This is a genomic window from Streptomyces sp. PA03-6a (genome assembly GCF_033792765.1).
Taxonomy (GTDB): Bacteria; Actinomycetota; Actinomycetes; order Streptomycetales; family Streptomycetaceae; genus Actinacidiphila.
This window is the reverse complement of record NZ_JARAVK010000140.1, coordinates 1-24,147: the sequence shown is the minus strand read 5'-3', so window position 1 is coordinate 24,147 and position 24,147 is coordinate 1. Positions and strand designations below refer to the sequence as shown.

Below are 24,147 nucleotides of genomic sequence, written 5' to 3'. Positions count from 1 at the left end.
CCACAGCGCCGACTCCACCAGCGCCTCCGGGGTGGCCTTGCCGTACTTCTCCAGCAGGCGCCTGTCCAGCGACCCGGCGTTCACCCCGATCCGGATCGGCACACCCGCCTCGGAGGCCGCCTTGGCGATCTCCTTCACCTTGTCGTCGAACTGCCGGATGTTGCCCGGGTTCACCCGCACCGCCGCACAGCCCGCGTCGATCGCCGCGAACACGTACTTCGGCTGGAAGTGGATGTCCGCGATCACCGGGATCTGCGACTTCCTCGCGATCTGCGGCAGCGCGTCCGCGTCGTCCTGCGAGGGGCAGGCGACCCGGACGATCTGGCAGCCCGCCGCGGTCAGTTCGGCGATCTGCTGCAGGGTCGCGTTGACGTCGGCGGTGAGCGTGGTCGTCATGGACTGGACGGAGACGGGGGCGTCGCCGCCCACCGCCACCGACCCGACCTGGATGCGCCGCGAACGGCGGCGCTCCGCGAGCGGCCGGGCCGGCACGGAGGGCAGGCCGAGCTGGACGGGCTCGACAGCTGTCATCGCGACGTCACTTCCCGCGGTTGCCGGCGATGGTCTCCCGGGTGGCCCTGATGGACTCCTTGAGGGAGGTCATCGTGGCCAGGACGGCGGTCGGCTCGTAGCCGCAGTGCGCCATGCAGTTGGCGCAGCGCGGGTCCTTGCCGCGGCCGTACTTGCTCCAGTCGGTGTCCTCGACGAGCTCCTTGTACGTGGTCACGTAACCGTCGCTCATCAGGTAGCAGGGGCGCTGCCAGCCGAACAGGGAGTAGTTGGGGATCGCCCAGGCGGTGCAGGGGAAGTCGACCTTGCCTTCGAGGAAGTCCAGGAAGAGGGGGCTGTGGTTGAGCCGCCACTTCTTCCGGTTGCCGCCCGAGAAGGCCTTCTTGAACAGTTCCCGGGTCTGTTCCACGCCCAGGAAGTGCTCCTGGTCGGGAGCCTTCTCGTAGGCGTAGGCCGGCGAGATCATCATCTCGTCGACCTGCAGGTCGTCATTGAGGAAGTTGAGCACCTCGATGATGGTCTGCGGGGTGTCGGTGTTGAAGAAGGTCGAATTCGTGGTGACCCGGAATCCGCGTCGCTTTGCCTCCTTGATCGCCTCCACCGCCTCGTCGAAGACGCCTTCCTTGGCGACCGACTCGTCGTGCCGCTCGCGCAGTCCGTCGATGTGCACGGCGAAGGCGAAGTAGGGCGAGGGGGTGAAGTTGTCCATCTTCTTGCGCAGCAGCATGGCGTTGGTGCAGAGGAAGACGTACTTCCGCTTCGCCACCAGTTGCCGCACGATCTCGTCGATCTGAGGGTGCATCAGCGGTTCGCCGCCGGCGATCGACACCATCGGCGCGCCCGATTCGAGGACGGCGCCGACGGCCTGCGCCACCGGCATGCGCTGCTTCAGCACACCCGCCGGGTGCTGGATCTTTCCGCAGCCCTCGCACTTCAGGTTGCACGCGAAGAGCGGCTCGAGTTCGACGATGAGCGGGAACTTCTCGCGCCTGCGGAGCATTTTCTGTTCGAAGAGGTAGGTGCCGACCCTGATGGACTGTCGGAGTGGCATGGCCATCTAGCTCACCTCCAGGGGAGCGTGGTAGAGCGGTGCCAATCGAGAAAGGCAGGAAGCAGGTCCCTCAGCACGCGGAAAGCGGTGATCCCCGTGCGGAGCGTGCCGACCCGCACGAGCTCGAACTCGGGCGTGTCGACGACCACGCGGGCCGCGGCGACCGGGCGTGGACCCCGGGCGAGCGCGGCCCGCATCATCGCCGCCGACTCCATGTCGACGGCGACGGCACCGGTGGCCCGGAGCGCCGCCCGCTCCGGGCCCCGTACGACGTGGTCCGACTCGGCGAGCCGGCCGACGTGCACGGTGTGTCCCGCCGCCTTGAGGGCGGCGGCGAGTGATTCCCCGTCACGCGGCTCGTCGGCGACGACCACGTCGCCCGGCCGCATCCCGGGGGCCAGCCCGGCGCAGAAGCCGGTGGTGAGGACCGCCGCCCCATCCAGGGCGGGGTCGTGCAGCGCGGCGGTGACGGCGCGTTCGGCGGCCTGGGGCCCCATGCCCGTGCGCACGAACGCGATCGGGCCCGCGGCGTGGCTGCGGTCGCCGCCGCGCAGGGCGAACCGTTCCACCCGTAGCGCGCAGACGATGAGCAGAGGTGGGCCGGCCGGCCCCATCAGGCCCCCTTCCGTAGCCCGCCGAACGGCTCGCCGTGCACATAGCGCCCGAGGGCGGTGAGCGGGAAGACCATCCGGTAGAGGTGGTAGTTGATGGAGAAGTCCCGGGGGAAGCCGGTGCCGGTGAAGTACGGCTCGTCCCAGGACCCGTCCTCCTTCTGGGTCCGGGCCAGCCAGCGCACCCCGCGCCGTACGGCCTCGCCCTCGCGTTCGCCGGCCGACAGCAGGGCCAGCAGGGCCCAGGCCGTCTGGGAGGCGGTGGACTCGCCGCGGCCGACCCACTCGTCGGAGGAGTAGGACCGCAGGTCCTCGCCCCAGCCGCCGTCCTCGTTCTGGACGGACTCCAGCCAGCCCACCGCCCGCCGGATCGCGGGGTGGCCCGCGGGGAGGCCGGCCGCGACGAGGGCCGGGACCACCGATCCGGTGCCGTAGATGTAGTTGACGCCCCAGCGGCCGAACCAGGCGCCGTTGCGCTCCTGTTCGGCGAGCAGCCAGTCGATCCCGCGCCGGGTGTGCGGGTCGTGCTCCAGGCCGAGGGCGGCCAGCATCTCGACCACGTGGGCCGTGACGTCGGCCGACGGCGGGTCGATGACCTCGCCGAAGTCGCAGAAGGGCAGCCGGTTGGGGAAGGCGCTGGTGTTGTCGGCGTCGAAGGCGCCCCAGGCGCCGTTCTTCGACTGCATCCCGACGTTCCAGCGCACCCCGCGGTCGACCGAGGCCTTCACCCGCTCCGGGTCCGGGTGGTCGACCCTGATCAGGGCGAGGACCACCTCGGCGGTGTCGTCGATGTCGGGGTAGGTGTCGTTCTGGAACTCGAACGCCCAGCCACCGGAGGGCAGACCGGGCCGCTGCACGGCCCAGTCGCCGCGCTTGGTGATCTGCTCCCCCAGCATCCAGTCCACCGCCTTGACCAGCGCCGGGTCGTCGGCGGGGACGCCCGCGTCGGCCAGCGCGATGGTCGCCAGACAGGTGTCCCAGACCGGGGACTGGCACGCCTCGATCATCCGCGTGTCCTTGTCCGGCCAGACCGCGAAGTCGTCCAGCGCCTTGAGTCCGGCGCGCAGCACGGGGTGGTCGAGGTCGTAGCCGAGCAGGTGGAGCGCGATGACGGAGTACACGGCGGGCGGCTGGATGCCGCCGAAGCAGCCGTCGTTCTCCTGGCGTTCGATGATCCAGCGCGCCGCCGAGCGCATCGCGGCACGGCGCAGCGGACGGACGGTGACCTTGCGGTAGGCGTGCAGGGCCCGGTCGACCCGCTGGAAGAACCCGTCCCAGCTGGACAGCGGTGCCCGCGGGACCGGCGGATTGGGCCGCGCGGGGTCGGTGTGCAGCTCGTCGAGGGTGAACGGGGCGGGTCGTACGGGCCGGTGGGCGCCGACGATCGTCAGCGGCACGATGGTCTGCCGGGCCCAGCTGGCGAAGGAGTAGATGTTGAGCGGGACCCACTTGGGCAGGTAGATGAGCTCGGGCGGCAGCTCCGGGAGGTCGTCCCAGCGCCACCAGCCGAACAGCGCGAGCCAGATCCGGGTGAAGACCCGTGACCGCGCGATGCCGCCCTGCTCGCGGACGAAGGCCGAGGCGGCGGCCATCCACGGCTCCTCCGGGGCGTCACCGGCGAGCCGCAGCGCGACGTAGGCCTCGACGGTGGCCGAGAGGTCGCGCGGCCCCCCGTGGAAGGTGGCCCAGGCGCCGTCGTCGCGCTGCTGGGACCTGATCCAGCGGGCGGCGGCCCCGACGACCCGTTCGTCCTGGATGCCGAGGAACTGACGGAGCAGCAGGTCCTCGGCGTCCATCGTCACGTTGGTCTCGAGGTCGCCCTTCCACCAGCCGTCGGGATGCTGACGCGCCAGCAGGTGGCCGGTGGCCCGGCGCGCGGCCTCGGCCGCGAGCTCCTCGGTCGTTCCGGTGCTGCCGCCGGGCCAGGGAACTGACGCCGGTTCCGGAATCGCGCCCGAGGTCTTCGTTCTGGCCGAGGGTGTCCCGCGGGCCGCCTCGCCCCCGGGACCGCCGTCGGTCGTCGCTGTCATGGCTTCCCCTTTGCACAGTCGTTCCGTCTGCGGTGTTGGGGCTGCCGTCGGCCGTCACGCGCGCCCGGCCGGCGACGTACTGCGCTCCAGTTGTTTCCCTACTTCTCGCGAACCACCACGAAATCCGCCAGGCCCACGAGCTTACGGCGAACTTCTCCCGGCATGTCCATTTTGTCGAGTGCGGCGATCGCGGTGGCGTACTGCCGGCGGGCTTCCCGGGAGGTCCACTCCCGGCCACCGGCCTCCTCGATCAACGCCGCCCTGGTCGCGAACTCTTCCTCGTCGAAGGACTCGATGTCATTACGGTCCGATGAATCCGCGGCCTTCGCATCCGCGGCCAGGAGTTCGGCCAGGCGCTGCGAGGCCGAGCCGCCCGCGGCCAGCGCCGCGACCACCGGCAGGGACTTCTTGCGCTGGCGCAGGTCGCTCCAGGTCTGCTTGCCGGTGGCGGCCGGGTCGCCCCAGATGCCCAGCAGGTCGTCGACGGCCTGGAAGGCCAGGCCGAGGTGGTAGCCGTACTCCTCCAGGGCGTCCGCGTCGGCCTCGGAGGCGCCGCCCAGCACCGCGCCGATGGAGCAGGCGCAGGCCAGCAGGGCGCCGGTCTTGTTGCCCTCCATCTCCAGGCACTCCTCGACGGTGACCCGCTCGCGGTGCTCGAAGGAGATGTCCTGGGCCTGACCGTCGATCAGCTTGCGGGTGGCGGTGGTGATCCGGCGGGTGGCCCGGCCGGCCTCGACGGTGCCCTGCTCCAGCAGGATCTCGTTGGCGAGGGCGAAGAGCGCGTCGCCGACCAGGATGGCCTGGGCGGGGCCGTGCACCTTCCACACCGTGTCGCGGTGGCGGCGCTGCTCGTCACCGTCCATCAGGTCGTCGTGCAGCAGGGAGAAGTTGTGCACCAGCTCCACGGCGACCGCGCCGGGGACGCCCACCTCGGGGGCGGCGCCCGCCGCCTCGGCGGACAGCAGTGCGAGTGCGGGGCGCACGGCCTTGCCGCTGTCGCCGTGGGACGGGTTGCCCGCGGCGTCGATCCATCCGAAGTGGTAGGCGGCGACGGTGTCCATCGGGGGTGCGAGGCGGTCCACGGCGGCGCGCAGCACCGGCGTGGACAGCTCGCGGCCGCGCTCCAGCAGCACGGTCACGGTCTCTCTGTCGACGCCCGCGGTCATCTGCTCGTTGCCAGCGGTCACATTCTCTCCTCTGATTGCACTGGTCATGCTCATACCGGCTCCAGGCCTTCGATTGCGAAGGTACGTGGGTCGAAGGGATGGCGGAGTGCGGTCAAAGCTGCTCGGGAGGCTTGCAAACCGCTGCGGACCGCGCTTTCCATCGTCGCGGGCCAGCCGGTGGCGGTCCACGCGCCGGCGAGCCAGACGCCCTGCGCGCGGGTACGGGGACCCGGGCGGAGGGCGCCGACACCGGGGGCGGGCGCGAAGGTCGCGGTCCGTTCCCTGGTGACGAAGAAGTCCCGTACGGCGGCCTCACGCGCGGCCGGGAGCAACCGCTCCAGCTCCGGCAGGTAGCGCGCCCGCAGCTCGGCCACGGGGAGGTCGATCTCCTCCTGGGCCGCCGACTGGGACAGGGCGACGTACTGGCCCTCACCGGTCAGGCCGGAGTGCTCCGTACGGTCGAAGACCCACTGCACGGGGCTGCCGAGGGCGGCGAGGAAGGGCTGCCGCAGGACCGTGCGGTCGTACACGACGTGCACGTTGAGGATCGGAGCGGTGCCGATGCGCAGCAGCGCGTCCTGGTCCGCCAGGGCCCCGGCGGGCAGCAGCCCGTGGGCTTCCTGCTGGGGCACGGCCAGCACGACGGCGTCGGCCGTGAAGCGCTCGGCACGCCCCGGTCCGGTCTCGGCCTCGACCTCCCAGACCGGTCCGCCCTCCCCGGAGCCGCCGTCAACGGACCGTACCGGCTCGGGCGCGTCCGTGCGGGTGAGCGAGGTGGCGCGGGTGCGCAGCAGGGTGCGCACGCCCGCCTTGTCCAGGGCGGTGCGGGCGCGGTCGTCGTGCAGCTCGCCGAGCGGGCGGGCGGCCCAGCCGATGTCCGCCGCGCCCGGCGCGGAGAGCAGCCCGGTCTTGAAGACCATGGCGGCCAGGCCCAGTGACGCCTCGTCGGCCGTGGCGTTGAGCGTCGCGACGCCGACCAGGTCCCACAGTGCCTCGACGGTGCGGGCCGACTGGCCGTGCTCGCGCAGCCAGCTGCCGAAGTCGACGGCATCCAGCGCCGGGTCGGTGGGGTCGAGCGAGCGCAGCGCGAGCGCGGCCCGCCCGACGGACGCCCGCTCGCCCAGGGACAGGTGCGGGTAGGTGGCCAGGCTGGCGGCCAGGTGCAGCGGTACGGGCAGCCCCGCGCGGCGCAGCCGGCCGAGCCGGGGCCGGGGGGTGGCCACGTCGAGCACCGGCACGTCGAGCCGGTCCTGGAGGGTGACGAGGTCGGCCGCGTCGATGCGTTCCAGGAACCGCAGGTAGGCGACGCAGCACCGAAGGAAGACGTGCTGGCCGTTGTCGACGGTCAGGGCGCCGCGCCGGAAGGAGAAGGCGAGCCCGCCGAGGCGGGGCCGGGCCTCGAGCAGGGTGACGCGGAGCCCGGCGTCGGCCAGTGCCAGCGCCGCCGTCGTGCCCGCGAGCCCGCCGCCGATCACGACGGCCGTGCGCTCAGCCATGCGTCCTCCCCCGGGTGCCGCCGCGCACGGCGCGGCGCACCATTGCCGACAGTGACGCCTCCGGTACGACGGCGGTTGCCTCACGGCGGCGGAAAACGGCGGTTTTCCGCGAGGCTGCCGCTCCCGTGCCGGTTGCGGTGCTTTTGCCGGTGCGGGGGAAGGGGCCCGCGGCCGGTGGAGCGGGCGTCACACGCGCCTCCTGGCGGCACGTCGGGCGTCGAGACCGGCGAGGCCGCGCGCCGCGACGTACGCCTTCTGGTGACCGGGCAGCGAGACCCGGCCGCGGAGGACGGCCTCGGGGTCGGCGGCGATGCGCTCCAGGAGGCGGCGGTAGATGCCGGCCATGGCGGAGACGCAGGCGCCGCTGCGGCGGTCCAGCATGGGCAGCAGCCGGTACCCCTCGGCGAACAGGGCGCGGGCCCGCTTGACCTCGAACTCGACCAGGCCCGCGAAGTCGGACCCCGGCGGCGGGGTGTCGGTGAGGAACCCGCCGGAACAGCCGAACTTCGCGAGGTCCTCGGCGGGCAGGTAGGTGCGCCCGTTGGAGGCGTCCTCGCGCAGGTCCCGCAGGATGTTGGTGAGTTGCAGGGCGAGCCCCAGGGTGTCCGCGTACTCCGCGGCGCGCTCCCGGCCGGGCGCGCCGGGCACGGTGCCGAAGACGCCGAGCGAGAGCCGGCCGATGGCGCCGGCGACGCACCGGCAGTAGGAGGCGAGATCGTCCCAGGTCTCGTAGGTGTCGCCGCGCAGGTCCATCTGCACGCCGTCGATCAGCTCGTCGAGCCCGCCGAGCGGGAGCGGGAACCGGCGGGCGGCGTCGGCGAGCGCGACGGCCACCGGGTCGGTGTCGTCCTCGGTGACGGCGCCCTCCCGGACCCGGGTGAGCAGCGCCCGGGTCCCGTCGAGCCGCTGCTGCTTCTCGGGGAGGTCGAGGTCGCCGTCGCCGATGTCGTCCACCCGCCGGGAGAAGGCGTACAGGGCGGACATGGCCTGTCGCTTGGGGGTGGGCAGCAGCCGGATGCCGTAGGCGAAGTTCCGGGCCTCGTGGCCGGTGACGACCTCGCAGTAGCGGTAGGCCGCGAGTACCGGTCCGGACATGCGATCGGAGCCGTTCACGGTCCGGCTCACCCCTCTCTTCGCAATGTCGACCCCACCTCGCGCAGCAGGCTGAACGTGCCCGCCTTGGGCGGACCCGGCAGCACGTCGTACCCCGCGTCCGCGATCGCCCGCAGGGCGGCGCGGCCTCCTCCGGCGAACCCGGCGAGCAACAGCCTGAGCCTGCCGTGGACGCTACCCACCAAGGGGGTGCCTTCATTCAGGAGGTCTCGGGCGCGTTCCGCTTCGTACGCAACCAGTGCGCGCACCTGTGCGCCTGCGTTCGCGGCGGTGAGATCGGTTTCGGTGACGCCGAAGCGCTTCATGTCCTCGGCGGGCAGGTAGATGCGGTCGCGGCCGAGGTCCTCGGCCACGTCCTGGAGATGCTCGACGATCTGCAGTGCGGTGCAGATCGCGTCCGAGCGGCGGATCCGCTCGGGTGTGGCGGTGCCGGTGATGCCGAGCACGAGGCGGCCGACCGGGTTCGCCGACAGCTCGCAGTAGGCGAGGAGGTCCTCGTAGGTGGCGTAGCGGCGGACGACCTGGTCCTGGCGGTTGGCCTCGACGAGGCCGAGGAAGGGCGCGGGCGTGAGGCCGTGGCGCCGGACGGTGGGCTGCAGGGCGCGCAGCAGTGGGTGGCGGACGTCGTCGGGGCCGGCGTCGAAGACCCGGCGCAGGTCCGCCTCGAAGGCGTCGAGCATGGCGAGGCGGTCCTCGGCCGCCTCCGCGGGCAGCCCCAGCCGTACCGCGTCCGTGCGGCCGCCGTCGGCCAGGTCCCCGTCGCCGATGTCGTCGACGAGCCGGGCGAAGCCGTAGACGGCCATCAGGTCGGCGCGCCAGGAACGCGGGACGAAGAAGGGTGCGACGGGGAAGTTCTCGCGGGCCGCCTTGTCGAGGACGGCACGTGAATGGGGATCCGGCGCCGTGCCAGCCCGCGCCTCGGGCTTGAGACCGGTCACCGTGGACGTCCCGGTGTGCGGGCGGTGGGTGTTTTCTCCCCAGGGGTCCACAGAGCCATTGCCGTCACATCCCCCGTTCTACACCGATAGCCCATTACACCCAATTTCGGACACGCCGCTCCTATAATTCCTGCTCCTGGCTGTCCCGGCACTCGAACCGACTCTCCGGACGTATCGCCCGAGATCCGGCGATTGAGTACCGCTACAGCTTACGGCGCGGACCCGCTCCGGCGTGCGCCGGGGGGCGGACCGATGTGGATCCGAAAGCAGCAACGCACAAACCGTGGGTTTCCGTCCCCGGTGTCTCGCAAAATCCCGGGAAAATCATCGGCCTCATTCGCCCCGTGGTCCGCGCGCCGCGGATGCGCCGGGCGCGCGCCCACTCACTTGGCGTATCCGTACGGGCACCCGCCGGCGTCCCGGACGAAGGGATCCGCGCCGGGTGGGCGGCCACCGTCGCGGCCGTGGCCGGGCGCGGGCGAACACCACGCGGGAGCGGGAGAGTTCGGCGGACCGCCCGGGACGTGCGCCGGCCCGCGCTTCCCGTCGGGGGCGCGGGCCGGCCTGCGGGGTCACTTCGAGGTGAACTCCTCGTACGCCTTCAGCACGACGTCCGTGGGGCCGTCCATGCGCAGCTCGCCCTTCTCCAGCCACAGCACGCGGTCGCAGGTGTCGCGGATCGACTTGTTGTTGTGGCTGACCAGGAAGACCGTGCCGGCCTCCTTGCGCAGCTCGCGGATCCGCGCCTCGGAGCGCTTCTGGAACGAGCGGTCACCGGTGGCGAGCGCCTCGTCGATCATCAGGACGTCGTGGCTCTTGGCCGCGGCGATCGAGAAGCGCAGCCGGGCCGCCATGCCGGAGGAGTAGGTCCGCATCGGGAGGGAGATGAAGTCGCCCTTCTCGTTGATGCCGGAGAACTCCACGATCGAGTCGTAGCGCTCCCGCACCTCGTCCTGCGACATGCCCATCGCGAGACCGCCGAGGATGACGTTGCGCTCGCCGGTCAGGTCGTTCATCAGGGCGGCGTTCACGCCGAGCAGCGAGGGCTGCCCCTCGGTGTACACCTTGCCGCTCTCCGCGGGCAGCAGGCCCGCGATGGCGCGCAGCATGGTGGACTTGCCCGAGCCGTTGGAGCCGATCAGCCCGATCGCCTCGCCCCGGTAGGCGGTGAAGCTGACGCCGCGCACGGCGTGTACCTTGCGGACGTTCGGATCGCCCTTGCGGGTGACCAGACGGGACAGTGCGCCGACGGCACTGCCCTTGCTGCTGCCGGCGCCGTGCACCCGGTACACGATGTGCAGGTCGTCCACGATCACGGTGGGGACGCGCTCGCCGCCCTCGGCGGTCTCGTTGTGCTCAGCCACGGCCGTACCTCTCCTCGGCCTTCCAGAAGTAGACGAAGCCCCCGACGCCCATGACCAGGGCCCAGCCGAGCGCCAGCGCCCACACGTGCGGGGGCAGCTGCTCGGAGGTGAAGCTGTCGATCAGCGCGAAACGCATGAGGTCGATGTAGACGGCCGCCGGGTTGACGTCCAGGGCGATCTTGACCGCGGTCGGCGCACCCGCCGCGAAGTGGCTGATGCTGTACATGACACCGGAGGCGTACATCCAGGTCCGCAGGATGAACGGCATCAGCTGCGCGAGGTCGGTCATCTTGCTGCCGAGCCGCGCCATCACCAGCGCCAGGCCCGCGTTGAAGACGCACTGCAGGACGAGCGCGGGCGCGACGAGGACCCACGACGGCCCGGGCACCTCGCCGGTCATCAGCACGATCGCCAGCAGCACGAACATCGACATCAGCAGCTGCTGCAGCTGGACCAGGGTGAAGGCGATCGGCAGGCTCGCCCGCGGGAAGTGCAGCGCGCGGATCAGCCCGAGGTTGCCCGAGACGGCGCGCACCCCCGCCAGCACCGAGGACTGGGTGAAGGTGAAGATGAAGACGCCGGTGACCAGGAAGGCGATGAAGTTGTCGACACCGCGGTCGGTGCCCAGCAGCAGGCCGAAGATGAAGTAGTAGACGGCCGCGTTGAGCAGCGGCGTCAGCACCTGCCACAGCTGGCCCAGGCGGGCCTGGGTGTACTGGGCCGACACGCGGGCCCGGGCGAACGCCGAGATGAAGTGACGGCGGCTCCACAGCTGCCGTACGTACTCGGCGAGACCCGGCCGGGCGCCGCTGACGGACAGGCCGTACTTGGCCGCCAGCTGGGACGGCGTGAGGCCGCCGCCCGCCGGGGGCACCGGGCCCACGGCGACCGCACCGCCGTGCGTTGTCTCGCTCACAGTTGACACTTTCGTCCTCTTGGCGCGCCACGGGCCGGGCCCGTCGCGCGGGGTCACTCATTTCCGAGCTTGTCAGATGATGGGGGGCCGGCCCAGTCGGGCGAGGCGCCACACGGTCCGCCACCGCATGGGCCGGCGCGGGCCGCTCGGGGTCGTCCAGCCCTCCTTGAAACCGCCGAACCACGCTCTCAGCGCGGGGCCCGAGGGTCTGCGCAGAAGGGTCAGCAGCATCCACACGCCGAGGTAGACGGGGACCAGGGCCCAGGGCAGGTTGCGGCGGGCCAGCCACACGCGGTTGCGGGCCACCATCCGGTGGTAGACCGCGTGCCGGCTCGGAGCGGTCAGCGGGTGGAACAGCACCATGTCCGCGCGGTAGTCGATCATCCAGCCCGCGTCGAGGGCCCGCCAGGCAAGGTCGGTCTCCTCGTGGGCGTAGAAGAACTCGTCGGGCAGCCCGCCGACCTCCCGGAAGACCTCCGTGCGCACCGCGTTGGCACCGCCGAGGAAGGTGGTCACGCGCGAGGAGCGCAGGGGGTCGGAGGCCCGCAGCCGGGGGACGTGGCGGCGCTGGGTGGTCCCGGACTCCGGGTCGGCGATCCGGAAACTGACGATGCCGAGCCGCGGGTCCGCGGCGAAGGCCTCACGGACCAGCTCCGCGGTGTCCTCGTTCGGCAGCAGTCCGTCGTCGTCCAGGAAGAGCAGGACGTCCACCTCGCCGCCAGCGGGGCCGAAGGCCTCGATGCCGACGTTGCGGCCGCCGGGGATGCCCAGGTTCTCGGGCAGCTCGACGGCCCGCACCCCGGCGGGCAGCTCGGGCAGCGGTGAACCGTTGCCGACCACGGCGACCTCGATCGCCGGGCCGCGCTGCTTGGCGACCGAGTCCAGCAGGTCGCGCAGTTCCTCGGGGCGGTTGCCCATGGTGATGATCACCGCGCCGAGGCGGATCGTTCCGGCCGACGTCCCCACGGCGCTCACCTCAGCCTGCTCGACGCGAGGATCGACACCAGGTGCAGCAGCGTCTGCAGCACGGCGATGGCGGCCAGGAGGCAGACGGCGATGCGGGTGAAGAGCAGGTCGCCGTGGACGAAGTCCGCGACACCGGCGGCGAGGATCAGCAGCGAGGCCTCGACACCGCCCACCAGCCGGTGGAACTTCAGCGCGGCCGCGGCCTTGCGGGCCAGCGCCAGTCCGGAGGACCGGGGCACGGAGGCCTCGTCCTGGACGGCGGACAGGCCGCTGCGGGCGCGGGCCACGTCCACCAGGTCCGTCTCGGCCTTGATCAGGATCGCGCCGAGCGCGGCCAGCGTCCCGAGGAACGCCCAGCCCCACTGGGTGGTGGCGCCGTCGCGGTGGAAGAGGTCGGCCGCGCGCAGCCCGAAGCCGACCAGCAGCGCCGCCTCGGACAGGTAGTGCCCCACCCGGTCGAGGTAGACGCCGGTGATCGAGGTCTGCTTGCGCCAGCGCGCGACCTCGCCGTCGACGCAGTCCAGCAGCAGGTACAGCTGGATCAGCAGCGCGCCGGCGACGGCGCCGGGCAGGCCGGGCACGAGCAGCGCCGCGCCGGCCGCGATGCCCGCGACGATCATGAGGTACGTGAGCTGGTTGGGGGTCACCCGGCTGTTGACGAGGTGCCGGGTCCAGCGCAGCGAGATCTCCCGCATGTAGATGCGCCCGGCCCAGTGCTCACCGCTGCGCCGGTCCTTCAGCCCCGAGGGGTGAACGACCGGCCGCAGCTCAGCTACCGATGGTTTTGGCATAGTCGGCGTATGCGTCCCTGATCTGGTCGGTGGAGAGCTCCAGGTGCTCCAGGATCGTGTAACGCCCGGGGCGGGTCTGCGGAGCGTATTCGACGGCCGTGACGAACTCGGCCTCGGTGAAGCCGATTTCACCCGGCGTCGTGGGCAGCCCGTGGCGGTGCAGCACCTCCGCGAAGAGGCCCGCCTCCTCCTCGGCGCCACGCAGGAACATCGCGAAGGCGGCGCCGATGCCGACCTGCTCGCCGTGGGCGGCGGCCCGCTTGGGGTACAGCAGGTCGATCGCGTGGCTGATCTCGTGGCACGCCCCGGAGGCGGGGCGGCTGTCGCCGCTGATCGACATCGCGATGCCGGTGAGCACCAGCGCCTCGGACAGCACGGTCAGGAACTCGTCCTCACCCGTGCCGCCGGGGTGCCGCAGCACCGATTCGCCGGCGGTGCGCGCCATGGCGGCGGCCAGCCCGTCGATCGGCTCACCGGTCTCGCGGTGGGACAGCTCCCAGTCCGCGATCGCCGAGATGTTGGACAGGGCGTCGCCGATGCCGGAGCGCACGTAGCGGACCGGGGCCTCGCGGATCACGTCCAGGTCGATGACGAGCCCGATCGGGGTCGGCACGCCGTAGGAGCCGCGGCCGTTGTCGTTGTCCAGGGTGGACACCGGCGAGCAGATGCCGTCGTGCGAGAGGTTGGTCGCCACCGCCACCAGCGGCAGGCCGACGCGCGCGGCGGCGTACTTGGCGGCGTCGATGATCTTGCCGCCGCCGAGCCCGACCACCGCGTCGTAGCGGTTGCCGCGCATGGCGTCGGCGAGCTTCACCGCGCCGTCGATGGAACCGCCCGCGACCTCGTACCAGTCCGCGCCCGGCAGCGCCGGGGCGAGCCGCGCCCGCAGGAGGGCCCCCGAACCGCTGCTTATCGCGATGGCCAGCCTGCCGGAACTGGAGATGCGCTGGTCGGCGAGTACGGTCGCCAGGTCGTCCAGGGCTCCGGCACGGATGTCGACGACGACCGGCGAGGGGATGAGCCTCGTCAGTACCGGCACGCGATCTCCCGGGCACGGTTCAGGTCGTCGTGGTTGTCGATCTCGACCCAGGAGACCTCGCCGATGGGGGCGACGTCGACCTGGAAGCCGCGGTTGACCAGCTCCTGGTAGCCGTCCTCGTAGTACAGCTGCGGGTCGCGCTCGAAGGTGGCCTTCAGCGCGTCGGCGAGGTCGGCGGCGGCCTCTCCCTCGATGAGGGTGACGCCGATGTACTCACCGGTGGCGGACGCCGGGTCCATCAGCTTGGTGATCCGCTGGACGCCCTTGCCCTCGGCCGTGATGACCTTCATCTCCTCGTCGGCGAGCTGCTTCACCGTGTCGAGGGCGAGGACGATGCGCTGCCCGTTGCCGCGGGCGGCGAGCAGGGTCTTCTCGACGGAGACCGGGTGCACGGTGTCGCCGTTGGCGAGGATGACGCCTTCCTTGATGACGTCACGGGCGCACCACAGGGAGTAGGCGTTGTTCCACTCCTCGGCCTTGTCGTTCTCCACGAGGTGGAGCTTCAGGCCGTACTTGGCCTCCAGCTCGGCATGCCGCTCGTAGACGGCCTCCTTGCGGTATCCCACGACGATGGCGGCCTCGGTCAGGCCGACCTCGGCGAAGTTGCCCAGCGTGAGGTCCAGCACGGTCGTGGTCCCCTCACCCGCCGGGTCCACGGGCACCAGGGCCTTCGGCAGGGTGTCGGTGTAGGGGCGCAGTCGCCGTCCGGCGCCGGCCGCCAGCACGAGGCCGATCATGCAGGTCCTCCAGTTTCGTCGTGTACAGCGGGTGCATGTGATGACACCCAGAAGCCGATGCTCTCGGTGAGCACCACCACCGCCAGCGCGACGGCGAGAGCCGTCAGCGCGACCGTGAAACCCGTGTTGTGCGCCAGGGCCGCGGACGCCGCCGTGACCAGCAGTGCCCGGCCTTCGTGACCGCCCGTCGCGCGGACCAGGCCCCGAGGGGGCGCACCGGTCCCGCCGCGGATGCGGTAGACCGTGTCGTAGTGATGGTAGGCGACCGCGGCCACCAGCCCGAAAGCCGCGGGCAATGCTCCGTTCACATCGGAGACCGCCGCGAGCACCAGGATGGTTCCGTATTCGGCCGCGCGGAAGACCGGCGGCACGATCCAGTCGAGGGCTCCCTTGAGCGGCCGCGCGACGGCGAGGGCCGACGTGACGGCGTAGCAGCCGGCGGCGACCAGCGGCCACGGGCTGCCGACCGGGGCGAGCAGCGACGTGGCGATCATCACTGCCGCGCCCAGCAGGGCCGCCGCCGGGATGCCGCGGCCCCGGAAGAGACGCGTGAGGCCCTCACCGAGCGGGCCGGTGTCCGCGAGATCGGCCAGTGCCCGGGCCGCGGCGTCGCCGCAATGCGTCGCCCCGCGCACCGAGCGCAGCACGCGGCCCGCCGTCGTGTAGCAGGCGGCCAGTCCGGAGGCGACGAGGAGCACGGTGAAGGTGATGCGCGGCGTGGTTGCCGCGGTGAGCACCGCGATCAGCGCCCAGCGTTCGCCGATGGGCAGCACGATCATGCGGCGCAGCCACACCGTCCAGCCGACGCGGTCGAGCTTCCGGGACAGCGCCGCCGCGCCGGCGCCGGTCGCGGCGTCCTGGGCGGACTCGGAGAAGGAGAAGTCCACGAGGTGGCGGCAGGTCTGCAGCATTATGGCGCCGAGCGCCAGCGCCCAGACGTCGTCACCGCCACGGGCCGCGCCGACCGCGAGGCCCGCGTAGTACGCGTACTCCTTGGCGCGGTCGAAGGTCGCGTCCAGCCAGGCGCCGAGCGTGGAGTACTGCAGCGAGTAGCGGGCCAGCTGGCCGTCGGCGCAGTCCAGGACGAAGGACGTCAGCAGCAGCACGCCCGCGGCGACGAAGCCCGGCCGGGTGCCGGTGGCCGCGCAGCCGGCCGCGACCAGGGCCACCAGCAGCGAGGCGGTGGTCACCTGGTTCGGGGTGAGCCCGCGGCGGGCGCACCAGCGCGCGATGTGGCGGGAGTAAGGGCTGATGAAGAACGTGGTGAAGAAGCCGTCCCGGGACTTGACGGCACTGCGCAGCCGCACCGCCTCGTCGTCCACGGCGGCGACGGCCGCCTCGGCGCTCGCGCGCCCCGCGGCGTCGGCCGGTACGGTCGCGATCAGGACGCCGAGCTCAGGACGGTGCACGTGGACGCCGTCCTTCTCCATGCGCCCGGCGAGCCGGTCGGCGAGGGTCTCCCCCTCGTCCGCGCCCTCGTCCCCGGTCTCCGCGAGGGCTCGCAGCAGGGCGGGGCGGGCGGCGGGCCGCACCGAGACGGCGCCCGGCACGGCGGAGGCGTCGAAACGCGGATCGACCAGCCCCAGGCGCAGCGCGTGCAGGTGCCCGACGAAGCACGGGTCGACCACGGCGACGCGGTCGGCCGCCGGGGCGGCGCGGAGGCTCGCCACGAGCGAGGCGGCGTCCTCCGCGGTGACGACCTCGAACCCGAGGGTCCGCAGGTCGCCCTCGATCGGCGACATCGCGACCGGCGTACCGGTGAGGATGGCGGTCGACAGAAGGACTCATCTCCCTGGACGTGCGTGAGTACTCGGCGCCTGCCGGGGACGCCGCCGCCACAGGGTGCGACGCGCCGCGGGGCCGTGTCGGCAGAGGCTATCGGATTCCCGGAAGGCTCCGTTCACCGGCCGTTTCCCCTGCGGTGGGCCGCTGGGCGTGATCATCATGGTCGATCGCACGGGCGTCGACAACCGCCCGGTACGCCCCGTGGCTCGGGGGTCACTGTGGGTGCCGGGGAGTGGCCGCTCCGGGAGGGGTGCCGGGTGGTCGTCGAACGGCCCGAGGGCTCGTGGTGGGACCGGGGCGGCGTCGAGTGGAACGCCGGTGTGCTGCCTCTGGCCGCCGACCACGACCTCACCCACGGCCACCGCCTGGAACGGTCTTCGGTGACCCGGTGCTGGTCCAATGCCCGTCCGCGTTCCCGGACCCGGTGTTCCGCGAGCCGACAGCGGCGGAAGCCCGGGCCGTCGCCGGGGGTACCGGGGGACCGCGGAGGTGCTGGTCGCCTTCGAGGCCGACGCGGCGTGTCCGGGCCGGCCTCGGGACTGATCGCGACCGGGCGGCTCGACATCGTCCTGGGGACGGTCTTCCGCCACTGGCGTGCGGAACCCGCCCCGGTGAGCGCCGTGCCCACTGGGTCGAGCCCCCGCCCCGGTGACCCGGCCGCGGTGACCCCGAGGCGGCAGGTCCACGCCCAACCGCTCCCGTGCCGAACCACTAGGGTGGCGCCATGACTTGGTTGATCACCGGCGGGGCCGGCTTCATCGGATCTCACGTGGTGCGGGCGATGAGCGGTGCGGGCGAGCGCGTGGTCGTGCTCGACGACGGCTCGGCCGGTGTGCCGGCCCGGGTGCCCGCGGACGTCCCCGTGGTGACCGGCTCCGTCCTGGACCGCGCCGTGCTGGACCGCGCGATCGCCGAGCACGGCGTCACGGGCGTCGTGCACCTGGCCGCCAGGAAGCAGGTCGGCGAGTCGGTCGAACAGCCGCTGCGCTACTACCGGGAGAACCTCGGCGGCCTCGGGACGCTGCTGGAGGCGGTGGCGGACGCGGGGATCGGCCGTTTCGTCTTCTCCTCCTCCGCCGCCGTGTACGGCCTGCCCGACGTGCCGCTGGTGACCGAGTCCACGCCGTGCCTGCCGCTGAGCCCCTACGGCGAGACCAAGCTGGCCGGCGAGTGGCTGGTCCGCGCGGCCGGGCGGGCGCACGGGATCTCCACCGCCTGCCTGCGCTACTTCAACGTCGCGGGGGCGGCCGAGCCCCGGCTGGCCGACACCGGGGTGTTCAACATCGTCCCGATGGTCTTCGACAAGCTGACCCGCGGCGAGGCCCCGCAGATCTTCGGCGACGACTACCCCACCCCCGACGGCACGTGCGTGCGCGACTACATCCACGTCGAGGACCTCGCCGACGCCCATCTCGCGGCCGCCCGCCGGGTCGGCGGGCGCGACGGCGGCACGGACCTGACGGTGAACATCGGACGCGGCGAGGGCGTCTCCGTCCGGGAGCTGATCGACGTCGTCCTCGAGGTCACCGGCCGCAAGGACGTCGCGCCGGTGATCATGCCGCGGCGCGCGGGCGACCCGGCGAGCGTGGTCGCCTCGTCCGCGCTGATCCGCCGGGAACTGGGCTGGACGGCGAGCCGCGGCGTCCGCGAGATGGTGGAGTCCGCGTGGGAGGGCTGGTGCCTGAACCACCCGGAGGCGCGCGGCGCCTGACCACAGGCGCTCGCCCCACGGCCGTCACGCCCCCCATCGCCGCAGGTCACCGCGGCTGATCAGCACCTGACAGCGGCCACCGTCGGCGAGTTGCCCACGGAAGGTGACCGTTGTTCACTGGGCTCGCCGGTCTCCGCGCGCGGGCACGCCGTCGCGTGGAGACGGCGGACGGGAGCGTCGGGCGATGGGCGCAGGGCACGCGCACGGGCCGGGTTCCGTACCGACGGGCACGGCGGCCGCCGCGTACCGCGGGCGGCTGCGCATGGCGCTCGGCATCACGCTGCTGATCCTGGTGGCCGAGGTCACGGGCAGCGCGCTCACCGGGTCGCTCGCCCTGCTGGCCGACGCCGGGCACATGGCGACCGACGCGGCGGGCCTCGCGATGGCGCTGGTGGCCATCCACTTCGCCAACCGCCCGCCGAGCGAGCGCCGCACCTTCGGGCTGGCGCGCGCCGAGATCCTGTCGGCGGTGGCCAACGCGGTGCTGCTGTTCGGCGTGGGCGCCTTCATCTTCTACGAGGCGGTCCGCCGGCTCATCACGCCCACCGAGGTGGAGGGCGGGCTCACCGTCGTCTTCGGTGCGATCGGCCTGGTGGCGAACTCGGTGTCCCTGCTGCTGCTGATGCGTGGGCAGCGCGAGAGCCTGAACGTCCGGGGTGCCTTCCTGGAGGTCATGGCGGACGCGCTGGGCTCGCTGGCCGTCGTCGTGGCGGCGCTGGTGATCCTGGCCACCGGCTGGCAGCAGGCGGACCCAGTCGCCTCGATCCTGATCGGGCTGATGATCGTCCCGCGGACGTGGAAGCTGCTGCGCGAGGCGATCGACGTCCTGCTGGAGGCCGCGCCGAAGGACGTGGACATGGCCGACGTGCGGGCGCACATCCTGGCGCTGCCCGGAGTGGCCGGGCTGCACGACCTGCACGTGTGGACGATCACCTCGGGGATGCCGGTGCTCTCCGCGCACGTCGTGGTGAGCCGGGACGTCCTGGACGCGGTCGGCCACGAGAAGATGCTGCACGACCTGCAGGGCTGCCTCGGCACCCACTTCGACGTGGAGCACTGCACCTTCCAGCTGGAGCCGGTCGGCCACGCGGAGCACGAGGCACGGTTGTGCCACTGACGGCACGCCGCGCCGTGCGACGCAGTGTCACGAAGCCTGAGCGCGCTGCAACCACGTGACGTGTCCCCGCGTGAGGCAAACTGAGGTCTTGTCGTCGAAGCAAAGGATGGCCATGCCCACGAGCCCCGCCGCCGACCGGCCCCGCACACCCGCCGCGGACCCCTCCTCCAACGGTGCCCCGGCGCCGATCCTCCTCGAGCTGGTCGACGAGACCGGGGTGACGATCGGGACCGCGGAGAAGCTGTCGGCCCACCTGCCGCCGGGGCGGCTCCACCGTGCGTTCTCGGTCTTCCTCTTCGACGGCGAGGGAAGGCTGCTGCTGCAGCGCCGGGCGGCGGGGAAGTACCACTCCCCCGGCGTGTGGTCGAACACCTGCTGCGGCCACCCCTACCCGGGCGAACCGCCCTTCGTCGCCGCCGCGCGCCGCACCGGCGAGGAGCTCGGTGTGGCGCCCGCCCTGATGCGGGAGGCGGGCACGGTCCGCTACAACCACCCGGACCCGGCGTCGGGGCTGGTCGAGCAGGAGTACAACCACCTCTTCGTCGGCGTGGTGACCGCGCCCCTGGACCCGGATCCGGAGGAGATCGACGAGACCGCGTTCGTCTCGCCCGCCGAGCTCGCCGCGCTCCGCGCCGCCGGGCCGTTCTCGGCCTGGTTCCCGACCGTGCTCGATGCCGCGCTGCCGGCGGTGCGCGAGCTGACGGGCGACGCGGGCTGGTAGCCCCGGCCGGCCGCGGTCGATACCGTCAGTACGGTCAGTGCACCAGGCCGGGCGGCAGCGGGAGCGCGGCCCAGATGACCTTGCCGCCGGTCGTCGTCTGCTGGACGTCGCACATCCCGCCCGCCTCGGCGGTGACCGTCTTGACCAGCAGCAGGCCGCGCCCGCCGGTGTCGGCGTCGTCGACCTGCAGGGCCTTGGGCCGGTACGGGTGGTTGTCCTCGACGGCCACCCGTACCCAGTCCACGCCGACGGCGAACTCCACGGCGATCTCGGGCGACAGCAGCGCGGCGTGCCGCACCGCGTTGGTGACCAGCTCGGAGACGATCAGCAGCAGGCCGTGCAGCAGTTCCTCGCTCACCGGCACGCCCTGGCGGACGACCAGGTCCCGTACCGCGTGCCGGGCCTGCGGCACCGAGGAGTCCAGCGCGGGGGCGGTGAAGCGCCACACGCCCTCGTACGGGCGCGGGACATCCGGCGCCATCGGGGGCACCGGATCGGGGGGCGGAACGCTCCCACGTACGTCCATGGCGGTCTTCACCCTTGCATTCGCGATGCACCCCGCGGCCCCCGCGGGCCGCCCACGGCGGCGGCGAGGTCCGCCTCACGGATCGAGTGTCGGCAGCCGACGGGTCCACCCCGAGCCGCTGACCGTAAATCCACACCTTTCGACCACCTCCGACTCAAGGCGATCGGACGTGTCGGGCCGGTGAGCCCTACTGATCCGGTGGTTCCGGTTCACTGACGCGTCAGCGGGGCGTCCCGGGCATCGGCGACCATTCCGACGATCCGGCGGCCCCCGAGGCCCGCGCCGAGCAGCCCCAGTCCGTCGAAGAGCAGCGCCAGGGAGAAGAAGGCGCCAATGACGTAGAGGCTGCTCTCCGGCCAGTTGGCCAGGACCAGGATCGCCAGCAGGATGCCGATCGCGCCCTGGATGAGCGTCCACACCATGTGCGGCCCGCGCACCACCATGCCGCCGAAGAGGCGGAAGATCCCGCCGGTCAGGAAGAGCAGGGCCGCGAACATGGTGAGGGCGGCCGCCGTCTGCTCGGGGTTGCGGATCACGACGACCCCGGCGGCGATGTAGAGGGCCGCGACGACCAGGGCGAGCCAGAAGAAGTTGGTGTTGCGGTTCTGCACCGCCTGGACCAGGCCGACGACGCCGCCGACCAGCAGCAGCCAGCCGAAGAGCAGCATCGAGGTGATGGTGGCGAAGCCCACGTAGAACAGCCCGACCAGACCGCCCACGACGAGGACCGCCCCGAGGGCGGCGACCCAGCCGAAGCTGCGCTTGATCCCGGCCTCCGGGGGCTCCGGATGCTTCTTGCGTCCCTTGAACGGGGCCATGGCCGTCGCCTCCTCGCACGCGTCGGGAGCCAGTCGGGAGCTACTGCTCATATACCCGATTTGCCGTGGCACGGACCGGGATAGGATCCCCGTCCGGCGGCCGTCGCGATCTCCGGGCAGCCGGGACGACGACGAGATGAGGGATGCGGGCATGTCCGAGCCGTCCGGGCCCGGCCTGAGGGTGGACACGGCGGGCACCACCGCCACCGTGACGATCAGCAATCCGGCCAAGCGCAACGCGATGACCGTGGCGATGTGGCGGGAGCTGCCCGGCCTGCTCGACGGCCTCGCCACGGACCCGGCCGTGCGCGTCCTGGTGCTCACCGGGGCCGGCGGCACCTTCTGCGCCGGAGCGGACATCTCCGACCTGCGCGATCCGGCGAGCGGTTCCGGCACGGCGCAGACCGCGGCCGTGGAGGCGGAGGAGGCGCTCGCGGCGTTCCCCAAGCCGACCCTGGCCGTGATCCGCGGCTTCTGCGTGGGCGGCGGCTGCCAGCTCGCGGCCGCCTGCGACCTGCGGTTCGCCGCGGAGGGCGCGCGCTTCGGTGTCACCCCGGCGCGGCTGGGCATCGTCTACCCCGCGTCCTCCACACGGCGGCTGACGGGGCTGGTCGGGCCGTCCACGGCGAAGCACCTGCTGTTCTCCGCGGAGCTGATCGGCCACGAGCGGGCGCTGCGGACCGGGCTGGTGGACGAGGTGCTGGCGGAGGACGAGCTGGACAAGCGGGTCGAGGAGTTCGCCGGGGTGCTGGCCTCGCGATCGCTGCTGACGCAGGCGGCGGCCAAGGAGTTCACCGCGCCCGGACCCGACCCCGCGCGGGTCGGGCACTGGGCCCGTCAGGCCGAGGGCAGCGACGACACGGCGGAGGGCGTGGCCGCGTTCCTGGAGGGCCGCGAGCCCCGCTTCACGTGGACGGTGGGACGGTAGTCAGCCCCGTCAGGGCCGCCAGGTGCGGCGGCAGCGGGACGCCGTCGCGCAGTGCCGGGTCGGGGACGGGCGTGCCCCACACGGTGGTGAGCGGCAGGACGCCCGCCCATACGGGCAGCGCGGCGTCCGGCCCGTCGCCGTCCTCGGGCGGGCCGGTGCGGAGCTTCACCGAGGCCTCGTCGGTGGCCAGCGCCAGCAGCGTCGTCGCGGCGAGCTCCCGGCGGTCCGGCCGGCGGGCGTGGTCCCACTGCCCCGGGGCGCACTGCTCGGTGAGCACCCGCAGGCCGTGCAGCTTCTCCTCGGGGTCGGTGACGGTACGGGGCGTACCGAGGACCATCGCGCTGCGGTAGTTGACGCCGTGCTCGAAGACGGACCGGGCCAGGACCAGGCCGTCCACGTGCGTCACCGTGACGCACACCGGTGCGCCCGGGGCCGGGCGCAGGCTGCGGCTCGCCACGGAGCCGTGCAGGTAGAGGGTGCCGGTGGCGGCGTCGTACCCGTAGGCGGTGGGCACCGCCAGCGGCGTGCCGTCGACGACGACGGCGAGGTGGCACACGAACCCCGCGCCCAGCACGGCGTCCAGGTCCTCGCGGGAGACACTGCCCTGCTCCCGGAGGCGGCGGTGACGGGTGCGCCCGGTCACAGGAAGCGTACGGTCGGCGGCTGGCACGGGCGGCCTCCGAAGGGTTCGCGGCTACAGGGCGCCGAGACTAGTCATATGAGCAACTCCGCGCCACACCCTCCACGGAATCGGTGGCGATGGCCGTTCGGGCGACGGAATCCGCGTTTCGGCGGTCCTGGTCTCGGCGGCATGCCGACCGGTCGGTAACCTGCTGCCCATGACCGCCACCGTCCCCGCCCCCGCGCTGGAACCGCGCGCGGGCCGGCGCTGCCACAACGCCCTCAACCCCCTGCACTCGGTCGTGTACTTCTCGTCCGAGTACGACGACGAACTCTCGGCGCTCGGCCTGGAGCGAGGCGCCATGGCCTACTTCGCCGGTCGGGCCGCCCCGCTGGGCGCCGTCGCGGCGGGGACGGTCACCGCCACGTTCTACAACTTCAACCACGCGATCGTCGCCCCGGTCATCCCGCGCGCCTGGGACATCGCGACCCCCGACGCGATCGTCGAGGCCCGGCTGCGGGTGGCCGACGCCGTACTGACGCGGCTCCTGGGACCGGAGGTCATCGCCTCCGCCGACCTCGCCGACGCCGCGGACCTGGCGCTGCGCGCCGCCGAGGCCTGTACACGCGGGGCCAGACCCCTCTACGCCGCCAACGCGGACCTGCCGGTACCGGACCAGCCCCACCTCGCGCTCTGGCACGCCGCCACCCTGCTGCGCGAGCACCGCGGCGACGGTCACCTCGCGGCCCTCGCCGCCGCGGGCCTCGACGGGCTGGAGGCCCTCGTGACCCACACCGCCACCGGCAAGAGCTTCACCCCGCGCTTCGTGCAGCGCAGCCGCGGCTGGTCCGCGCAGGACTGGGCCGCCGCCCAGGACCGGCTCCGGGAGCGCGGCCTCCTCGACGCGGCGGGCGACCTCACGGACCGCGGCGTCGAACTGCGCCGGGAGATCGAGGGCGTGACCGACCGCCTCGACCGCGCCCCCTACGAACACCTCGGCGCAGCCGCCGTCGACCGCCTCACCTCCCTCGCCGGCGCCCTGACCCACCGCGTCCTGAGCAACGGCGGCTTCCCGCTGCAGCACTTCGGCAAGGACTGAGGCAAGGACTGAGGGGGACGTCCGCCGCGCCCCGCTTGCGGTGCGGTTCCCACGACCCGCACCTCGTCCGGCCGTCCGTCGCCGTCAGGGGG

At 72.7% G+C, this 24,147-nt stretch carries 23 protein-coding genes; 5 read left to right on the top strand and 18 right to left on the bottom strand.

The genetic code is table 11. The features are described 5' to 3' along the window. The 15 genes from PV350_RS28810 to PV350_RS28740 form a co-directional block, all read right to left on the bottom strand. On the bottom strand, positions 1 to 531 hold a 531-nt coding region (locus PV350_RS28810; protein ID WP_500336829.1), incomplete at its 3' end, for a flavodoxin-dependent (E)-4-hydroxy-3-methylbut-2-enyl-diphosphate synthase. A 7-nt stretch (positions 532 to 538) separates the two neighbouring features. After that, complete coding sequence (hpnH, locus tag PV350_RS28805; protein WP_499515204.1) at positions 539 to 1,567, bottom strand: adenosyl-hopene transferase HpnH; 1,029 nt, start codon at positions 1,565 to 1,567, stop codon at positions 539 to 541. Positions 1,568 to 1,572: 5 nt separating this feature from the next. Then, entirely contained in the window at positions 1,573 to 2,175 is a 603-nt protein-coding gene (locus PV350_RS28800) for a phosphorylase family protein (RefSeq protein WP_499515203.1), read from the bottom strand. Continuing rightward, complete coding sequence (gene shc / locus PV350_RS28795; RefSeq protein ID WP_499515202.1) at positions 2,175 to 4,202, bottom strand: squalene--hopene cyclase; 2,028 nt, start codon at positions 4,200 to 4,202, stop codon at positions 2,175 to 2,177. The genes PV350_RS28800 and shc overlap by 1 nt, the downstream gene beginning before the upstream one ends. Positions 4,203 to 4,300: 98 nt before the next feature. Then, positions 4,301 to 5,422, bottom strand: a complete 1,122-nt coding sequence (locus PV350_RS28790) for a polyprenyl synthetase family protein (protein WP_499515201.1) — start codon at positions 5,420 to 5,422, stop codon at positions 4,301 to 4,303. Then, on the bottom strand, positions 5,419 to 6,864 hold the full coding sequence (gene hpnE, locus PV350_RS28785) for a hydroxysqualene dehydroxylase HpnE (RefSeq protein ID WP_500336826.1): 1,446 nt from the start codon (positions 6,862 to 6,864) through the stop codon (positions 5,419 to 5,421). The genes PV350_RS28790 and hpnE overlap by 4 nt, the downstream gene beginning before the upstream one ends. Positions 6,865 to 7,050: 186 nt before the next feature. Beyond that, positions 7,051 to 7,959, bottom strand: coding sequence for a presqualene diphosphate synthase HpnD (gene hpnD, locus PV350_RS28780; RefSeq protein WP_499515199.1), 909 nt, complete (start codon positions 7,957 to 7,959; stop codon positions 7,051 to 7,053). 26 nt (positions 7,960 to 7,985) lie between these two features. Beyond that, positions 7,986 to 8,915 carry a squalene synthase HpnC gene (hpnC, locus tag PV350_RS28775; protein ID WP_499515198.1) on the bottom strand — a complete coding sequence of 310 codons (930 nt, stop codon included), beginning with the start codon at positions 8,913 to 8,915 and terminating at the stop codon, positions 7,986 to 7,988. A 572-nt stretch (positions 8,916 to 9,487) separates the two neighbouring features. Then, the gene (locus PV350_RS28770) at positions 9,488 to 10,279 is read right to left on the bottom strand and encodes an ABC transporter ATP-binding protein (RefSeq protein ID WP_499515197.1); all 792 of its coding nucleotides are present in this window, start codon (positions 10,277 to 10,279) and stop codon (positions 9,488 to 9,490) included. After that, positions 10,272 to 11,195, bottom strand: coding sequence for an ABC transporter permease (locus tag PV350_RS28765; RefSeq protein ID WP_500336824.1), 924 nt, complete (start codon positions 11,193 to 11,195; stop codon positions 10,272 to 10,274). Before PV350_RS28765 ends, PV350_RS28770 begins: the two co-directional genes overlap by 8 nt. A gap of 72 nt (positions 11,196 to 11,267) precedes the next feature. Beyond that, positions 11,268 to 12,113 (bottom strand): glycosyltransferase family 2 protein, encoded by an 846-nt coding sequence (locus PV350_RS28760; protein WP_499516998.1) that lies wholly within the window; start codon positions 12,111 to 12,113, stop codon positions 11,268 to 11,270. 53 nt (positions 12,114 to 12,166) lie between these two features. Next, complete coding sequence (locus tag PV350_RS28755) at positions 12,167 to 12,952, bottom strand: CDP-alcohol phosphatidyltransferase family protein (protein ID WP_499515195.1); 786 nt, start codon at positions 12,950 to 12,952, stop codon at positions 12,167 to 12,169. Then, a complete protein-coding gene (locus PV350_RS28750) occupies positions 12,930 to 13,991 on the bottom strand; it encodes an iron-containing alcohol dehydrogenase family protein (RefSeq protein ID WP_499515194.1) in 1,062 nt (353 codons plus the stop codon). Before PV350_RS28750 ends, PV350_RS28755 begins: the two co-directional genes overlap by 23 nt. Further along, positions 13,979 to 14,728, bottom strand: coding sequence for a phosphocholine cytidylyltransferase family protein (locus PV350_RS28745; protein ID WP_500336822.1), 750 nt, complete (start codon positions 14,726 to 14,728; stop codon positions 13,979 to 13,981). The genes PV350_RS28750 and PV350_RS28745 overlap by 13 nt, the downstream gene beginning before the upstream one ends. After that, on the bottom strand, positions 14,725 to 16,506 hold the full coding sequence (locus PV350_RS28740) for a DUF5941 domain-containing protein (RefSeq protein ID WP_499516997.1): 1,782 nt from the start codon (positions 16,504 to 16,506) through the stop codon (positions 14,725 to 14,727). Before PV350_RS28740 ends, PV350_RS28745 begins: the two co-directional genes overlap by 4 nt. Before the next feature lie 731 nt (positions 16,507 to 17,237). Between PV350_RS28740 and galE the strand changes: the two genes are divergently transcribed. The 3 genes from galE to idi all read left to right on the top strand — a co-directional run bounded on the left by galE (position 17,238) and on the right by idi (position 20,062). Next, a complete protein-coding gene (galE, locus tag PV350_RS28735; RefSeq protein ID WP_499515192.1) occupies positions 17,238 to 18,224 on the top strand; it encodes a UDP-glucose 4-epimerase GalE in 987 nt (328 codons plus the stop codon). Between the two features lie 184 nt (positions 18,225 to 18,408). Further along, positions 18,409 to 19,341 carry a cation diffusion facilitator family transporter gene (locus tag PV350_RS28730; RefSeq protein WP_500336820.1) on the top strand — a complete coding sequence of 311 codons (933 nt, stop codon included), beginning with the start codon at positions 18,409 to 18,411 and terminating at the stop codon, positions 19,339 to 19,341. 112 nt (positions 19,342 to 19,453) lie between these two features. Beyond that, positions 19,454 to 20,062, top strand: a complete 609-nt coding sequence (idi, locus tag PV350_RS28725) for an isopentenyl-diphosphate Delta-isomerase (protein WP_499515190.1) — start codon at positions 19,454 to 19,456, stop codon at positions 20,060 to 20,062. A gap of 34 nt (positions 20,063 to 20,096) precedes the next feature. On the opposite strand, the gene PV350_RS28720 is transcribed toward idi, so the two are convergent. Together PV350_RS28720 and PV350_RS28715 are read right to left on the bottom strand one after the other, a co-directional pair. After that, the gene (locus PV350_RS28720) at positions 20,097 to 20,543 is read right to left on the bottom strand and encodes an ATP-binding protein (RefSeq protein ID WP_499515189.1); all 447 of its coding nucleotides are present in this window, start codon (positions 20,541 to 20,543) and stop codon (positions 20,097 to 20,099) included. 254 nt (positions 20,544 to 20,797) lie between these two features. Further along, the gene (locus tag PV350_RS28715; protein ID WP_499515188.1) at positions 20,798 to 21,406 is read right to left on the bottom strand and encodes an HdeD family acid-resistance protein; all 609 of its coding nucleotides are present in this window, start codon (positions 21,404 to 21,406) and stop codon (positions 20,798 to 20,800) included. Between the two features lie 151 nt (positions 21,407 to 21,557). Between PV350_RS28715 and PV350_RS28710 the strand changes: the two genes are divergently transcribed. Continuing rightward, positions 21,558 to 22,334 carry an enoyl-CoA hydratase/isomerase family protein gene (locus PV350_RS28710; protein WP_500336817.1) on the top strand — a complete coding sequence of 259 codons (777 nt, stop codon included), beginning with the start codon at positions 21,558 to 21,560 and terminating at the stop codon, positions 22,332 to 22,334. On the opposite strand, the gene PV350_RS28705 is transcribed toward PV350_RS28710, so the two are convergent. Continuing rightward, positions 22,312 to 22,977, bottom strand: a complete 666-nt coding sequence (locus PV350_RS28705; RefSeq protein WP_500336815.1) for a pyridoxamine 5'-phosphate oxidase family protein — start codon at positions 22,975 to 22,977, stop codon at positions 22,312 to 22,314. The genes PV350_RS28710 and PV350_RS28705 overlap by 23 nt on opposite strands. 196 nt (positions 22,978 to 23,173) lie before the next feature. On the opposite strand from PV350_RS28705, the gene PV350_RS28700 reads away from it, so the two are divergent. Then, positions 23,174 to 24,055: an SCO6745 family protein gene (locus PV350_RS28700; RefSeq protein ID WP_499515185.1), complete on the top strand. Its 882-nt coding sequence runs from the start codon at positions 23,174 to 23,176 to the stop codon at positions 24,053 to 24,055. The last annotated feature ends 92 nt before the right edge of the window (positions 24,056 to 24,147 follow it).

Excerpts from the sequence above, each read along its gene's own strand:
- hpnH (WP_499515204.1), bottom strand. The coding sequence starts at position 1,567 with ATGGCCATGCCACTCCGACAGTCCATCAGGGTCGGCACCTACCTCTTC.
- PV350_RS28800 (WP_499515203.1), bottom strand. The coding sequence starts at position 2,175 with ATGGGGCCGGCCGGCCCACCTCTGCTCATCGTCTGCGCGCTACGGGTG.
- shc (WP_499515202.1), bottom strand. The coding sequence starts at position 4,202 with ATGACAGCGACGACCGACGGCGGTCCCGGGGGCGAGGCGGCCCGCGGG.
- PV350_RS28790 (WP_499515201.1), bottom strand. The coding sequence starts at position 5,422 with ATGAGCATGACCAGTGCAATCAGAGGAGAGAATGTGACCGCTGGCAAC.
- hpnE (WP_500336826.1), bottom strand. The coding sequence starts at position 6,864 with ATGGCTGAGCGCACGGCCGTCGTGATCGGCGGCGGGCTCGCGGGCACG.
- hpnD (WP_499515199.1), bottom strand. The coding sequence starts at position 7,959 with ATGTCCGGACCGGTACTCGCGGCCTACCGCTACTGCGAGGTCGTCACC.
- PV350_RS28760 (WP_499516998.1), bottom strand. The coding sequence starts at position 12,113 with ATGGGCAACCGCCCCGAGGAACTGCGCGACCTGCTGGACTCGGTCGCC.
- PV350_RS28755 (WP_499515195.1), bottom strand. The coding sequence starts at position 12,952 with ATGCCAAAACCATCGGTAGCTGAGCTGCGGCCGGTCGTTCACCCCTCG.
- PV350_RS28745 (WP_500336822.1), bottom strand. The coding sequence starts at position 14,728 with ATGATCGGCCTCGTGCTGGCGGCCGGCGCCGGACGGCGACTGCGCCCC.
- galE (WP_499515192.1), top strand. The coding sequence starts at position 17,238 with ATGACTTGGTTGATCACCGGCGGGGCCGGCTTCATCGGATCTCACGTG.
- PV350_RS28730 (WP_500336820.1), top strand. The coding sequence starts at position 18,409 with ATGGGCGCAGGGCACGCGCACGGGCCGGGTTCCGTACCGACGGGCACG.
- idi (WP_499515190.1), top strand. The coding sequence starts at position 19,454 with ATGCCCACGAGCCCCGCCGCCGACCGGCCCCGCACACCCGCCGCGGAC.
- PV350_RS28720 (WP_499515189.1), bottom strand. The coding sequence starts at position 20,543 with ATGGCGCCGGATGTCCCGCGCCCGTACGAGGGCGTGTGGCGCTTCACC.
- PV350_RS28715 (WP_499515188.1), bottom strand. The coding sequence starts at position 21,406 with ATGGCCCCGTTCAAGGGACGCAAGAAGCATCCGGAGCCCCCGGAGGCC.
- PV350_RS28710 (WP_500336817.1), top strand. The coding sequence starts at position 21,558 with ATGTCCGAGCCGTCCGGGCCCGGCCTGAGGGTGGACACGGCGGGCACC.
- PV350_RS28700 (WP_499515185.1), top strand. The coding sequence starts at position 23,174 with ATGACCGCCACCGTCCCCGCCCCCGCGCTGGAACCGCGCGCGGGCCGG.